Origin of the sequence: Polaribacter sp. (assembly GCF_965660385.1) — a bacterium.
GTDB lineage: Bacteria > Bacteroidota > Bacteroidia > Flavobacteriales > Flavobacteriaceae > Polaribacter.
Genome location: NZ_CBFHZT010000034.1, coordinates 1 through 14,792, shown reverse-complemented (window position 1 = coordinate 14,792; position 14,792 = coordinate 1). Strand labels below are relative to the sequence as shown.

The window sequence follows — 14,792 nt, the reverse complement described above, 5'->3', positions numbered from 1 at the left end:
ACGCTCGTTTAGATAACAATAAACTAAAAATGAACAAAATACCTAGTGTAAATCTGGCTGATTTTTTGTCAGATGACGTCAACAAAAAACAACAATTCATTAATGATATTGGTCACGCTTATGAAAACATAGGGTTTGTAGCCTTAAAAGGTCATTTTTTAGACGATACTTTAGTTGATAATTTATATAAAGAAATAAAGAATTTTTTCGATTTACCTACTGATGTAAAAGAAAAATATGAAATTCCTGGTATAGGTGGTCAAAGAGGTTATGTTTCGTTTGGCAAAGAATCTGCAAAAGGAAAAAAAGAAGGAGATTTAAAAGAGTTTTGGCACTTTGGCCAATATGTAGATGAAGATTCTAAATATGCTAACGAATACCCTAAAAACGTAATTGTTGAAGAACTTCCTAAATTTAATGAAGTAGGTAAAGAAACCTATAAAATGTTAGAAAAAACGGCAAAATATGTTTTGCGTTCTTTGGCTTTACATCTAGGCTTAGAAGAAACTTATTTTGACAATTATATTAAAAACGGGAATAGTATTTTAAGACCAATTCACTATCCACCAATAAAAACAGAACCTAAAGGAGCAGAAAGAGCAGCTGCTCATGGAGATATTAATTTAATTACCCTATTAATGGGTGCTCAAGGAAAAGGGTTGCAAGTTCAAAATCATGAAGGAGAATGGATTGATGCCATGGCTGAACCTGATGAATTAATGATTAATGTTGGTGATATGTTATCGAGACATAGTAATAACAAACTCAAATCAACAATACATAGAGTTACGAATCCTCCAAAAGAAATGTGGGGTACTTCTCGTTATTCCATACCGTTTTTTATGCATCCTGTTTCTGATATGAAATTAGACGTACTAGAAAACTGCATTGACGAAAATAACCCTAAACAATTTGAAGATATTACAGCTGGACAGTTTTTAGAAGAACGTTTAAAAGAATTAGGATTAAAAAAATAGTTGGCAGTTTTTCAGTCTTCAGTTGGCAGTAATAAGCTGACTGAATACTGAAAACTGCTGACTGCAAACTGAAAGAATGGATTTAAAAGATCAGCTAAAAAACTTATTTCCAGAGCATAAGGAAACTCCAGAACCTGTAAAAGAGAAATCTAATATTTGGTTACAAGATGCTCCTATACTTTGTAAATACGAAAAAAGAAAAGGTAAACCAATAACCATATTAGAAGGATATACAGGAGCAACATCAGATTTTAAAATTTTAGCCAAAGAAATTAAAACCAAACTTTCTGTTGGTGGTAGTTTTAAAGATGATAAAATCATTATTCAAGGTGATTTTAGAGATACAATAATGAAGATGCTAAAAGACAAAGGATTTCAAGTAAAACGTGTTGGAGGTTAACACTTTAAACACAGTAATCAACTAAACGATAACAATTAAAACGAATTGTAGAATTAAATTATGGGGGCATCAATTTTACACATTACCAATGGAGATAGTACAACCAATTATTTAAAAAAATTAAAGTTTTCTGGAGAATTTATTACTTGGAGAGAAATGCTTTGCGAAGGTAAAACTACCACTGATGTTGGAAGTGAAGCTTTTTGGAAAAATAGGTTTGATTTTTTTAAATCGTCTTATAAAGTAAGTAAACAAAAATTTATTGATTATACTTTAAAGGAATACAGAAGTTTATGTAACAAAAAGAACCAAAAAGAAATTGTATTATGGTTTGAGTACGATTTGTTCTGTCAAATAAACATGATAGCTGTAATAAGTTGGTTAAAACGTTACAGAAAAGGTTACCATATTTCTTTAGTATGCAGTGGTAAAGTTGGTAATTCTAAATTAATGTATGCATTACCAGAATTAAATGAAAATCAAATTCACAGTCATTTTAAAAATAGAATAGAACTTTCTCAAGATGATATTGAATATGCAGATTATATTTGGCAATTGTATTGTTCAGATTCTCCACTTCAATTAGAAAGAGTTTATAAAACTAAAACCAATTCAACCTTCACCTATTTAGCTTCTGCTGTTGAAGCACATTTAAAAAGATATCCATCTATTGAAAATGGTTTAAATAGTGTTGAAAATTCAATATTGAGAACTGCAGTTCAAGAAAAACCCAAAACTAAAAATCAATTTATTGGTCAATTATTAAAAGATGAAGACGTTTATGGTTATGGTGATTTGCAATATGAAAATAAATTAAACGAATTAGGAAAATTATTCCATTCTTTTAACCCAGTTAAATTATCTAAAATAGGCAAAAATGTTTTAGAAAATCAACTTAATTTTTATGGCCAAATAAGAAATGATATTTCTTATCTTGGAGGTTCAAAAAAATACAGCTTTTTATATCACAATAAATCGGAAAAGCTGTTTCAAATAACCTCATAAATGCCTATAAAACAATCTGAACTTATTTTAAATCCTGATGGTAGTATTTATCATCTAAATTTAAAACCAGAACATATTGCAACCACGATAATTTTGGTTGGAGATCAAGATAGGGTTGATAAAGTAACCCAACATTTCGACTCGATTGAATTTACTACCCAAAAAAGAGAATTCAAAACTACCACTGGTACTTTTAAAGGAAATCGAATTTCTGTTATTTCTACCGGAATTGGGCCAGACAATATAGATATTGTACTTAATGAATTGGATGCTTTATTAAATATTGATTTACAAACCAGAATTGTAAAAAAAGAACTTACACCATTAACCATTGTTAGAATTGGGACCTCTGGATCTTTGCAAAGTGATATTCCTGTAAATTCCTTTTTATTAAGTTCACATGGCATTGATTTGAGTGGTATGCTGCAATTTTATAAAGTTGATGGTATTGGTTTTCCAGAAATTGAGGATGCTTTTATAAAACACACCAATTGGAGTAGTAAAAAGGCATATCCTTTACTAATTTCTAATGATTCTTTTTTAGCAAATAAATTGGCATCACCAAAGATATATCAAGGAATAACTGCTACAGCAGGCGGTTTTTATGGTCCACAAGGTCGTATTTTAAGATTAGCCATCCAAGATGAAACTTTGAACCAGAAAATAGACAGCTTTAACTTTCAAGGCAATAGAATTACCAATTTAGAAATGGAAACTTCTGCAATTTATGCCATGTCTAAACTGTTAGGCCATAAAGCAGTTTCTATGAATGCTATAATAGCCAATAGAGCAAATGGCACATTTAGCGAAAATCCTAAAAAAGTAGTAGCAGATTTAATTGCATATACACTTCAGAAATTAGTTGAATAAATGACAAATCTAAAAATTGGTGGTGTACCTGAACATTTTAATTATCCATGGTATATTACACTAAAAAATAAAGAATACGCAAAACACAATATCAATTTACGCTGGCAAGATTATCCTGGTGGTACAGGACAAATGTGTAAAGCCTTAAGGAATGGTTCTGTAGATATTGCTATTGTTTTAACAGAAGGTATTATTAAAGATATTGCAGCTGGTAATCCCTCAAAAATTGTACAAACTTTTGTAAAAACACCTTTAATTTGGGGCATTCATGTTGGTGCAAAATCAAGGTTCAAAAAAATTGAAGATCTCGAAAACGCAACAATTGCAATTAGTAGGTTTGGCTCTGGATCTCATTTAATGGCAATTGTAAACGCCTATAATCAAGGTTGGGATATCTCTAAATTAAAATTTAAAGTGATTAAAAATCTGCAGGGAGGAATTGATGCACTTACTAATGGTGAAGCTGACTATTTTATGTGGGAACACTTTACTACAAAACCATTAGTAGATGATGGAACATTTAGAAGAATTGACGACTGCACCACTCCTTGGCCCTGTTTTGTAATTGCTGTAAGAAATGAAGTTTTAGAAAATAATTTTGATGAGGTAAAAAAGGTATTAAATATCATAAATAATGAAACTAAAAACTTCAAAAAAATTAAAAATATTGATAAAATTCTTTCAAAACGATACGAACAACAACTTGAAGATATTCAAGAGTGGTTAAAAATCACAGAATGGAATGATGGAAATCCAATTACAAAAAATTTAATAACACGTATTCAAAATAAAATGATACGTTTTAACGTTATTGAAAAGAAGATAAATTCGGGAGAATTCATAAAAAATATGTACATTTAAATCTTAAAAGAAATCAATGAAAAAACTAGTATTTATTGCAATTTGCATTTTAGGAATTATGTGTTTTTCGTCTTGTAGAAGCACTTCACAATCTTGTGGTTTAGCAGACAACCACACAACCATCCACCAAACTGACGTTTTTTAACATTACGTTTCTTATTTTTAAATGCAATGAATCCACTTTTAAATGGATTTTAGGTAATTTATAGTGCATTTCAAATCAAGCTTTTATACATTCTCAATGGGTTTTTAGCAAAATTGATTTTAATTGTTGTTTAGAATGGCTTTGTTAATTCTTTTTACCAAACCTGGTCCTTCGTAAATAAAACCTGTGTAAATTTGCACCAAATCTGCACCTGCCTCTAGTTTTTCTAAAGCATCTTGTTCTGAATGAATACCTCCTACTCCAATAATTGGAAATGATTTATTTGATTTTTCTGATAAATATTGAATTACTTTTGTACTCTGATTTTTTATAGGTTGCCCACTTACACCTCCATTACCAATTTCTTGCAATCGCTGTGGACTTGCTTTTAATTGATCTCTTGTAGTAGAAGTGTTTGAGGCTATTACACCATCAATCTTCGTTTCTGCAACCAAATCAATAATTTCATCTAACTGAATCGTATTTAAATCGGGTGCAATTTTTAAAAGAATTGGTTTTTGTGTTTCTTTTTGATGATTCAATTTTTGACATTCGCTAATTAATTCAACCAAATATTCTTTATCGTTTAATTTTGCATGACTCCCAACATTTGGACAACTTACATTTAGTACAAAATAATCTACGTAAGGGTGTAAACCATTAAAACACTCCAAATAATCCTCTGTATAATTTTCAGGATTAGTTAGTGTATTTTTACCAATATTTCCACCAATAAGTACCTTACCTTTATTTTCTTTTAATTTTACTATAGCAGCTTCTAAACCGTCATTATTAAACCCCATTCTATTAATAATTCCTTGATCGTCTTTTAAACGAAATAACCTTTTTTTAGGATTCCCAGCTTGACCTTTTGGTGTAACTGTACCAATTTCTATAAAACCAAAACCAAAGTTTGCAAGTTCGTTGTAAAGCACTGCATTTTTATCAAAACCAGCAGCCAAACCTACAGGGTTCTTAAAGGTTAAACCGAATAAAGTGCGTTCTAGTTTTTTATCATTTACTTGATAAATTCCTCTAAAAATGCTAGGTATAAAAGGAATTTTACATAAAATTCGAATTAAAGAAAACGTAAAATAATGTATCTTTTCTGGATCGAAAAGAAAAAATATAGGTCTTATAATTGATTTATACATGATCTAAAAATATAAAAAAAGCTCCAAAATTGGAGCTTCTAAATTATCTTAAAACAGCCTCTAAGTTTTTCTCAAAACTTTGCTGTAATTTTTGCATTATTTTATCTATTTGTTTGTCTTCTAAAGTTTTAGTTTCATCTTGTAAAACAAAACTAACTGCGTACGATTTTTTACCTTCTGGTAAATTATTACCTTCATAAACATCAAACAAATCTACTTCTTTTAAAAGTTTTCTTTCTGATTGAAATGCCAAGTTATACACTTCTTTAAATTGCGCTGATGAAGGTAACAATAAGGCTAAATCTCTTTTAACTGATGGAAATTTAGGCAAATTAGCAACTTTAATATTCTTTTTACCTGAGAATTTTAAAACAGTGTCCCAGCTAAAATCTGCAAATAAAACTTCTTGCTTAATTCCGAATTCTTTTAAAACCGAACGTTTAACCACACCAAATTCTACCAACTTAATTTTCCCTAAACTTAATGCAATTCCTTCAGAAAAAACATCATTCTTAACAGGCGTAGCTTTTACCTTTTGTATGCCCAGTCTTTCTAAAACCGTAATAATTATTCCTTTTAGGTAGAAAAAATCAGAAGGATTTGAATTTGAATTCCAACTATCTTTGGTTCTATTCCCTGTTACAAAAAGCGTTAAATGCTTATCTTCTTGGTATTTATCATTGTATTTATGATAAGTTTTACCAAATTCATAAAATTTTAATGCCGTATTTTTTCTGTTGATATTGTATGCAACAGATTCTAAGCCACTAAACAACATCGATTGACGCATCACAGCCAAATCGTTACTTAACGGATTTAACATTTCCACATTTGCATCGCTATTAACATGCTCTGAAAGCGAAATATATTCTGGTTTTGTCAATGAATTTGCCATAGTTTCATTAAAACCCAAGGCACTTAATTGATTGGCAACAATATTTTCTATTTTTGTTTCTTTATTATCATTAAAAGTAATGGAAGCATTTAATTTATTCGAAAATTCAATATTATTGTAACCATAGACTCTTAAAATTTCTTCAATAATATCTGCTTCTCTTTGAACATCAGTTCTGTAAGAAGGTATGGTTAACCCTAAACCACCAGCAGTTTCACTATTTATTTTAATTTCTAATGAAGCCAAAATATTTTTAATCGTTTCTTTCGGAATTTCTTGACCAATTAATCGATAGGCATTTTCATAGGAAAGAAATACTTGAAAATCCTCCATTTTAATAGGATAAAAATCAGAAATATCTGAAGCCAATTTTCCACCAGCATATTGTTCAATCAATAAAGCTGCTCTTTTTAACGCATATTTGGTGCAATTGATATCAATACCTCTTTCAAAACGAAAAGATGCATCTGTATTTAAACCATGTCTTTTAGCTGTTTTTCTAACAGAAACTGGGTTAAAATAAGCACTTTCTAAAAAGATAGATGATGTGTTTTCTGTAACTCCAGATTTTAATCCGCCAAAAACGCCTCCTATACAAAGCGGATTTTCATCAGCATCGCAAATCATAATATCATCTGAAGACAAAGATCTTTCTACTTCATCTAAAGTGGTAAATTTTGTACCTTCTTCTAAAGTTTTTACGATTATCTTATTGCCTTTTATTTTTTGAGCATCAAAAGCATGTAATGGCTGCCCCAATTCATGCAAAACATAATTTGTAATATCTACAATATTATTTTTAGGTGTAAGACCAATTGCTTTTAATCGATTTTTAATCCATTCTGGAGATTCTTTAACTTCGATATCAGTAATAGTTATACCACAATAACGAGGTACTAAATCTTTATCTTCAATTTCAACATCAAAACGTAAGGTTCTCTCATCTACATGAAAATCACTTACAGAAGGTGAAATCAACTCTAGTTTTAAGTCTTTTTGAATTAAACCTGCTCTTAGATCTCTAGCTACTCCATAATGACTCATAGCATCAGATCTGTTTGGTGTTAAACCAATTTCGAAAACAAAATCTGTTTCTATTTTAAAAACTTCAGCTGCAGGAATACCTGGTTGAATGTTTTCGTCTAAAACTAAAATCCCATCATGACTAGTGCCAAGGCCAAGTTCATCTTCAGCGCAAATCATGCCAAGACTTTCTTCTCCTCTAATTTTTCCTTTCTTAATTTTAAAGCCTTCGCCTTTATCATCATATAAGGTTGTACCAACAGTAGCTACTAACACTTTTTGACCTGCTGCAACATTAGGTGCACCACAAACTATTTGTACAGGTTTTTCATCACCCAAATCTACAGTGGTAACCTTTAACCTGTCTGCGTTTGAGTGTTGTACACAAGTTAAAACTTTACCTGTAACTACACCTTTTAAACTTCCTTTTATTGATTCTTTGGTTTCAATTCCTTCAACTTCTAAACCTAAATCTGTTAATAATTCACCAGTTTTAGTAACTTCCCAATCTACCTGTAAAAATTGTTTTAACCAATTGTATGATATTTTCATATTTTTTTCTAATCAATTTAGTGGGGCAAATTTAACCAATTTTAAATATTTTGTTACACTTATTCTTAGAAATTAATTCTAAATTAAGTTCTTAAATTATTGTAAATTCGATGTTGATTAAAAGATACTATCATGAGGATTTATATACTGGTAATCAGTATTTTAATGTTTTTTTCTTGCCAAACTGCAACTAAAAATACGCTAGAAAAAGGAATTTAGAGGGCAGTTTTAGAAGTACAAGACCAACAAAAGTTACCTTGTATTTTTGAAGTAAAAAATGATTCTTTGATCACAATTTTTAATGCTGATGAACAAATTATAGTTGACGAAATAACGTATAAAAATGATTCTGTTACCATTAAACTGCCTGCTTTTGAAGGTTATCTTGTTGCAAAAATTAACAAAAGTGGCTTGCTAGGTAGTTTTATTAAACCTAGTTTAGATAGAGTTGTACCTTTTAAAGCTACAAAAAATAGTGTTCGTTTTTTGTCTAATGAAAATGCAAATGTGAATATAACAGGAAATTGGGAAACCGTTTTTAGTGCAAATTCGGAGACTGATAGCTATATAGCAAAAGGTATTTTTAATCAAAAAGAAAATAAAGTAACAGGCACCTTTAGAACCACTACAGGAGATTATAGATATCTAGAAGGGATTATGGATGGAGACTCTTTAAAAATATCTACTTTTGATGGTGCCCATGCTTTTTTATTTACTGCAAAAGCTACGGATTCTACCTTAAACGGATTCTTCTATTCTGATAATCACTGGAAAGAGCCCTTTACTGCAAAACTAAATAACGACTACAAATTGCCAAAAGAAGACGATTTAACCTTTATTAAAGAAGGATATGAATATTTTGATTTCTCTTTTCCTGATACTAGAGGAAGGGTGATTTCTTTAAGTGATACTGAGTTTAAAGACAAGGTGATTATCATTCAAATTATGGGAACTTGGTGCCCAAATTGTTTGGACGAAAGTAAATATTTGGTAAATTATTTAAAAGAAAATCCGAATAATAACTTACAAATTATTGCTTTAGCATTTGAGGTTGCAAAAACGAGATCTACTGCTTATCAAAGAATTAATCGTTTTAAAGAAAGAGTTGGTATTGAATACCCCATTTTATTAGCTCAGTTTGGTAATGAGGCAAATAAAAATTTAGCGGCTAAAAAATTGCCAATGTTAAATCGTGTAATTTCTTATCCCACCACAATTTTTTTAGATAAAAACAAAAAAGTACGTAAAATTCATACTGGTTTTAATGGACCAGCAACAGGAGAAAAATATACTGAATTTACAGATGATTTTGAACATTTTGTGGATTCGTTACTAAATGAAGACTAATTTGGTTAATAAAATTTACTCTAAAAGTTGATTTTACAAAATTCATTACTATTAGAATATCTGAAATAAAATAAATGAATCCGTTTTAATTCTTTTCAACGATAATAAATACCTTTGCTTTAAATTAAAACCAATGTTGAGAAAAATTCCTAATTACATCAAGTATATTTTCAGTAATTTTTTGTTGTTGCTCGTATTCAGCGTTATTTTTAGAATTATTTTTTATTATTTTTTTGCAGAATTAGAAACTGCAAGTATTTTTCAAAAACAAACTGCATTTTTGTTGGGCATACGCTTTGACATTAAACTTGCTTCAATTGCTATATTTCCTTTGGCTATTTTAATTTTAATTGTAAACAACCGCTTTTTTAAGTGTGCATTTTACAAAAAACTAGCCAACATTTATCTTGTACTCGTTTATACAATTCTTGCACTCTTTTATCTAACCGATTTTGGCTATTATGATTATTTGTCTGTTAGATTAGATGCAGCCTCTTTACGTTTTCTTGAAGATTTACAAATTTCATCACAAGTATTGTTAGAAAGTTACCCTGTTTTTAAAGGGCTTTTGGGACTATTGATTTTGGGTTTGTTAATCTATAAAACCTCTAAATACCTATATCAAAAATACAACAACAATCAAATTAACCTGAATAAAAAAATAAAAACTGTTTATTTTATAGCTACATTTTTAGTGTTAGCTTTTAGTATTTATAACAGTTTTACTCATTATCCATTACGTTGGAGTGAAGCTTTTTTCTCTAAAAACAGTAAGGTGAATCAGTTTGCCTTGAACCCTGTGTTGTATTTTTTTGATAGCTTTAAATTTAGAAGCGAAGGTGTAAATATGGAGGAATTTAAAAAATATTATCCTGTTATTGCCAAAGATTTAAATTTAAAAAAAGATAGTGTTTCCTTTACACGTAAAGTTATTTTTAAAGATACTTTACCAACGAAACCCAATGTTGTTTTTGTAATGTTAGAATCTGTGGGTGTAAAACCATTAAGTTACTACGGAAACCCCATTAATTCATCGCCAAAAATTGATTCTTTAATTCCGAAAAGTTTAAGTTTTAACAAATTTTATGTGCATAGATCTGGCACAGCCGCTAGCGTGTTTGCAAGTGTTACTGGTTTACCAGATATTAATGATGTAAAAACTGCTTCTAGAAACCCTTTAATTATAGACCAACGTATTTTATTTGATCAATTTAAAGGATATGAAAAATTGTATTTTTTAGGAGGAAGTGCAAATTGGGCTAATATTAGAGGCGTTTTTCAAGCAAATATAAAAGGGCTTAAAATTTTTGAAGAAGGTAGTTACAGCACAGAAAACAGAGCAGATGTTTGGGGAATTGATGACTACGATTTATTTAAAGAATCTGATAAGGAACTTAGAAAATTACACCAACAAAAAAAACCTTTTGTTGCCTATATACAAACAGCTTCTAATCATATTCCTTTTACAGTTCCTGATCAAAAAGAAAGTTTTACTCCACTTACAGATGATGAAATTTCTAGTAATTTATTGAAAAAATCTGGATTTAAATCTGTTGCTCAATTAAATGCGTTACGTTATTTAGATTTTAATATTGGTCGTTTTTTAGAAAGAGCTAAAACTTCTGGCTATTATGATGATACTGTTTTTGTGTTTTTTGGAGATCATAATACTATGATGAACAGAAATAAACAATACACTAACGAGCATGATTTAAATATCAACTTGCAACATGCTTTGCTTTTTATTCACGCACCAAAATTTGTAGAGCCAAAGGTATATACTAAAAATGCGAAATTAGTAGATCTTTTTCCTACAGTAATGAGTATTTTAAAAATAAACCATACAAATTATACTTTAGGTAGAAATCTTTTAGATACCGTTTCTTATAAAAACCCTTCTTCTTTTGTGTATTTAAGAATGAAAGGAGAACCAACAGTTGGAATTCTTCAAGATAGCTTGTATTACTATAAAACAAACATTTCTAAAACTAAAGGTTTGTTCAATTTAAAAAGTGAAAAGATGGTAAATCTAAAAGAAAAATATCCGTATAAAACTTTTCAGATGGATAGTCTTTTAAATGCTTACTATCATGCTACAAAGTATTTGTATTTTAACAATAAAAAATCAGGCAAATAATTTTTGGTCTAATTTTTTAAAGAAAAAATAATAAATATTTGCTAGCACTACTCCTGTTAAAATTCCTAATAAAATATCAATAGGAAAATGAACCCCTAAATACAATCTACTATAGGCAAATAGTAAAGGAAAAAGTAAGATTAAGTAAATACGTTTGTACTTTTTTCTTAACAATAAAACCACAAATACTGAAAAAAAAGTAGATGTTGTTGCATGACCTGAGATAAAACTATAACTCTGTGGCCTAATTAAAGTTCTCAGAGAATCTTTAATTTGCGGATCGTTATTTGGGCGCAATCGTGCAGTGTAATCTTTAATTAAGTTAACAAATTGGTCTGAAAAAGCAACAAGTAAAATCATGGCCAAAATCATAAAACCACCTCTTTTCCAACCAAAAGATTTTATAATTAAATAAAAGATTAAAACAAACAACGGGGCCCAATGCAATTGATTGGTAATTGCCAACCAAAATGGGTCCCATTGTTCGCTTCCTAAATTATTTAAGAAAACTAATAGTTCTTTGTCTTTTTGTATGATAGAATCGAACAAATTATTTTCCTATTTCTAAAATTTCTACTTCAAAAACTAAATCAGACTTTGCAGGAAAAGGTCCGTATTTATCTGGTCCAAAACCAATATGATAAGGAATAAATAATCTTGCTTTTTCGCCAACTCTCATGTCTTTAACTCCTTCTTTAAAACCGGTAATCATTGGTCTTTGTTCATCATCTAATTGAAACACAAAAGGTTGTCCTGTTTCTTCAGTAGATTGAATTTTTTTACCATCTGCAATATATAAAGTAAAATGCGCTTTTATAGGTTTATTGCTTACTACTTTTTTACCAGAAGGGTTGCTTTTTAACATTAAAATACTTAAGCCTTTGTCTGTTTTTAAAGCTTTTTCTTCATCCATTTTCGCTAAAAACTCAGCTTTATCCATTAAATATTTTTCATATCTTAAGGCTTCTGCTTTAGCTTCCTCTTTTTTTCTATCTTCTTTGCTAGCAGCATATTTTATCAACTCATCGTTAAAAACTTCGTCTGCTTTAAATGATTTTGCGGCATTACCTAATCTTATAATTTTAATCGTTTTTATGGTATCAAACTGCGCAATACTATTTACAACTGCCATTCTTGTAGAATCAATTGCTTTGGCAAGAGCTACAGAATCTTTGATATTCATTTTTAAACTTTCTAATTGTTTAGAGTTTAGTACCGTTTTTCCAAAAACGGTATGTTTACCATCTAAATTGGGTATTGGTCTGTACGTAATAAAAAACTGACTTCCATTTGATTCTGGTCCTCCATTTGCCATTGATAAAATACCTGCATCATCATGTTTGTACAATAAGTTACCGTTTTTATCTCTGGTAAATTCATCGCCAAATCTATAACCAGGCGTTCCTCTACCTGTTTCTGTAGGATCACCTGCTTGAATTACAAAATTATTCACAACCCTATGAAAACGAATTCCATCATAAAATTTATTGGTTCTAATAGAGTCTGGTACTTTGGTATTGGTACCGTCTGCTAAAGACACAAAATTTGCGACAGTCATTGGTGCTGCATCAGCGTATAATTCCACTAAAATATCACCTTTATTGGTTTGTATTTCTGCATACAAACCATCGCTCAAATCTTTATATTTAGCAGATGTGCAACCTACAAGAATTAAAGAAAAAATAAAAATGTATAACGCTTTCTTCATTTATGATTTGGTAATATCTAAAATTTCTATTTCGAAAATTAAAGCAGAAAAAGGCAGAATTAATTGACCTCTTTGTTGTGCTCCATAAGCCAATTCTTGAGGAATAAATACTTTGTATTTAGATCCTTTTTTCATTAAAGCCAATGCCTCATTAAAACCTGGTACAAAAATATTTGCTGCAGATTCGTAAGGTTGATTTCTATCTACTGTACTATCAAAAACTTTACCATCGATAGTAGTTCCATGATAATGTATTTTTACTTTATCGGTTGGTTGTACATTTTCTCCTTTACCTTCCTTTAAAACAATATATTGCAACCCACTTTCTGTACTTTGTACATTTTCTTTTACTTTATTTAAGGCTAAGAATTCTTCACCAGCTTTTTTAACGTGCCCGTATTTTTCTTCTGCTTCTTTAGCTGCTTTTTCTTGAGCTTCTTTCATTTTTTCTGCTTGTTGCTTTTGAAAAAATGCTCTTAGGAAATTATTTAACTCTTTTTGCTCTATTAACAAGTTGGTAGAGTCCATTCCGTTTCTATATCCTTGTAAAAATAAATCGGTGTCTGCTTCATTAAAGTTGGCTTTTACTTTTATAGCCATATCCATACCCAAAGCATAACTAGCTGAATCTATTTCAGTTTCTAAAGAACTTACATCTGGTTTTTGATTTCCACAAGAAACCATTATTGTTAAAACTGCAATAATTGCTAAACTTTTTAATACCCTCATTTTTCTATTTATTTATATTTATTAATGTTACTGTACTTTTAATTGATTGGTTGAGTCCAATTTTATTATTATCACCTGCAATACCATAAGCACTGTAAGATGGTAGCACAAATGTAATGGTTTCTCCTATTTTCATCAACTTTATTCCTTTTTGTAATCCAGAAATAAAATCTTCTTTATCTACTATGTAATTTTTAATTCCTAAAGCTTCTTTACTATAAATAATTGAATCATTTAAATCGGTAATTTCATATTCTAAAACTACTTCATCTCCTTTTTTTGGTGTTGGTAAATCTTCTTCTATTTTGTTAATATAAGTGTACCAAAAACCACTTGATGATTGTATATACCTATTTGTTGAATCTTTTTCTATTAATGCCAAAATTTTGTCATCTTCTATTTTATTCAATCTTTTGTTTTGCTGCATCGCTTCAAAATACAAAGTAGTAGAAGGTTTGGGGTTGACAGGTTTTCTTGGTTGTATTTTAGTACAAGAGTATCCTATAAACATCCATAAAACTAAAAAACTATATTTCATAAGAGGTTTCTAATTCTTGTTGATATTGGTTTAACAAACTTGTGAATTTGGTTACTGTTTTTGGCATTGATAAATCAGACCTTCCTCCTGCTGCGTTATCGTGTCCTCCGCCATCAAAATGATTTCTTGCAAACTGGTTTACAGAAAATTTTCCTTTAGATCTAAAAGAAATTTTTATAATTTCTTGCTCTTTATCTTCAATAAAAATGGCTGCAAAAATAATACCTTTTAAAGATAAAGCGTAATTTACAACACCTTCTGTATCTCCTTTTTGAAAATCGAATCGTTTTTTTTCATCATCTGTTAGAGTAATATATGCCGTTTTGTAAGATGGTAAAATTTGCAAATTACTTAATGCTTGCCCTAATAATAACAATCTATTATACGAATTCGCATCATATACATTATTATGAATTCTATCGTTTTCAGCACCTTTGTCAATTAAATCGGC

Annotated in this window: 15 protein-coding genes; 8 read left to right on the top strand and 7 right to left on the bottom strand. The window is 29.7% G+C overall.

All coding sequences use genetic code 11. The annotated features are described in order from the left end of the window. Positions 1-29: 29 nt before the first annotated feature. The 6 genes from ACTG3V_RS10795 (at position 30) to ACTG3V_RS10770 (ending at position 4,258) form a co-directional block, all read left to right on the top strand. On the top strand, positions 30-977 hold the full coding sequence (locus ACTG3V_RS10795; RefSeq protein ID WP_439132175.1) for an isopenicillin N synthase family dioxygenase: 948 nt from the start codon (positions 30-32) through the stop codon (positions 975-977). A gap of 76 nt (positions 978-1,053) precedes the next feature. Further along, positions 1,054-1,377, top strand: coding sequence for a translation initiation factor (locus ACTG3V_RS10790; RefSeq protein ID WP_439132174.1), 324 nt, complete (start codon positions 1,054-1,056; stop codon positions 1,375-1,377). 60 nt (positions 1,378-1,437) lie between these two features. Beyond that, positions 1,438-2,382 (top strand): DUF1835 domain-containing protein, encoded by a 945-nt coding sequence (locus ACTG3V_RS10785; protein ID WP_439132173.1) that lies wholly within the window; start codon positions 1,438-1,440, stop codon positions 2,380-2,382. Further along, the gene (locus ACTG3V_RS10780; RefSeq protein WP_439132172.1) at positions 2,383-3,252 is read left to right on the top strand and encodes a nucleoside phosphorylase; all 870 of its coding nucleotides are present in this window, start codon (positions 2,383-2,385) and stop codon (positions 3,250-3,252) included. Then, the gene (locus ACTG3V_RS10775) at positions 3,253-4,113 is read left to right on the top strand and encodes a substrate-binding domain-containing protein (protein WP_439132171.1); all 861 of its coding nucleotides are present in this window, start codon (positions 3,253-3,255) and stop codon (positions 4,111-4,113) included. A gap of 16 nt (positions 4,114-4,129) precedes the next feature. Next, positions 4,130-4,258, top strand: coding sequence for a hypothetical protein (locus tag ACTG3V_RS10770; protein WP_439132170.1), 129 nt, complete (start codon positions 4,130-4,132; stop codon positions 4,256-4,258). Positions 4,259-4,377: 119 nt separating this feature from the next. Here the strand turns inward: ACTG3V_RS10770 and ACTG3V_RS10765 are convergent, their stop codons facing one another. Then, positions 4,378-5,412: a quinone-dependent dihydroorotate dehydrogenase gene (locus ACTG3V_RS10765; protein ID WP_439132169.1), complete on the bottom strand. Its 1,035-nt coding sequence runs from the start codon at positions 5,410-5,412 to the stop codon at positions 4,378-4,380. A gap of 43 nt (positions 5,413-5,455) precedes the next feature. Next, positions 5,456-7,882, bottom strand: a complete 2,427-nt coding sequence (gene pheT, locus ACTG3V_RS10760; RefSeq protein ID WP_439132168.1) for a phenylalanine--tRNA ligase subunit beta — start codon at positions 7,880-7,882, stop codon at positions 5,456-5,458. 285 nt (positions 7,883-8,167) lie between these two features. Here pheT and ACTG3V_RS10755 point away from each other — a divergent pair, with 285 nt between their 5' ends. Both ACTG3V_RS10755 and ACTG3V_RS10750 read left to right on the top strand, forming a co-directional pair. After that, positions 8,168-9,229, top strand: a complete 1,062-nt coding sequence (locus ACTG3V_RS10755) for a TlpA disulfide reductase family protein (protein WP_439132167.1) — start codon at positions 8,168-8,170, stop codon at positions 9,227-9,229. A 133-nt stretch (positions 9,230-9,362) separates the two neighbouring features. Continuing rightward, on the top strand, positions 9,363-11,366 hold the full coding sequence (locus tag ACTG3V_RS10750) for an LTA synthase family protein (RefSeq protein ID WP_439132166.1): 2,004 nt from the start codon (positions 9,363-9,365) through the stop codon (positions 11,364-11,366). Here the strand turns inward: ACTG3V_RS10750 and ACTG3V_RS10745 are convergent. The 5 genes from ACTG3V_RS10745 to ACTG3V_RS10725 form a co-directional block, all read right to left on the bottom strand. Next, positions 11,355-11,915 carry a phosphatase PAP2 family protein gene (locus ACTG3V_RS10745; RefSeq protein WP_439132165.1) on the bottom strand — a complete coding sequence of 187 codons (561 nt, stop codon included), beginning with the start codon at positions 11,913-11,915 and terminating at the stop codon, positions 11,355-11,357. The two genes, ACTG3V_RS10750 and ACTG3V_RS10745, sit on opposite strands and share 12 nt — an antisense overlap. A gap of 1 nt (position 11,916) precedes the next feature. Beyond that, positions 11,917-13,074: a peptidylprolyl isomerase gene (locus ACTG3V_RS10740; protein WP_439132164.1), complete on the bottom strand. Its 1,158-nt coding sequence runs from the start codon at positions 13,072-13,074 to the stop codon at positions 11,917-11,919. Further along, positions 13,075-13,803, bottom strand: a complete 729-nt coding sequence (locus ACTG3V_RS10735) for an FKBP-type peptidyl-prolyl cis-trans isomerase (protein ID WP_439132163.1) — start codon at positions 13,801-13,803, stop codon at positions 13,075-13,077. Positions 13,804-13,807: 4 nt separating this feature from the next. After that, positions 13,808-14,341, bottom strand: a complete 534-nt coding sequence (gene gldI / locus ACTG3V_RS10730) for a gliding motility-associated peptidyl-prolyl isomerase GldI (protein ID WP_439132162.1) — start codon at positions 14,339-14,341, stop codon at positions 13,808-13,810. Further along, a partial coding sequence (locus tag ACTG3V_RS10725) for a DHH family phosphoesterase (RefSeq protein WP_439132161.1) occupies positions 14,331-14,792 on the bottom strand: 462 nt, incomplete at its 5' end. The genes ACTG3V_RS10725 and gldI, both read right to left, overlap by 11 nt.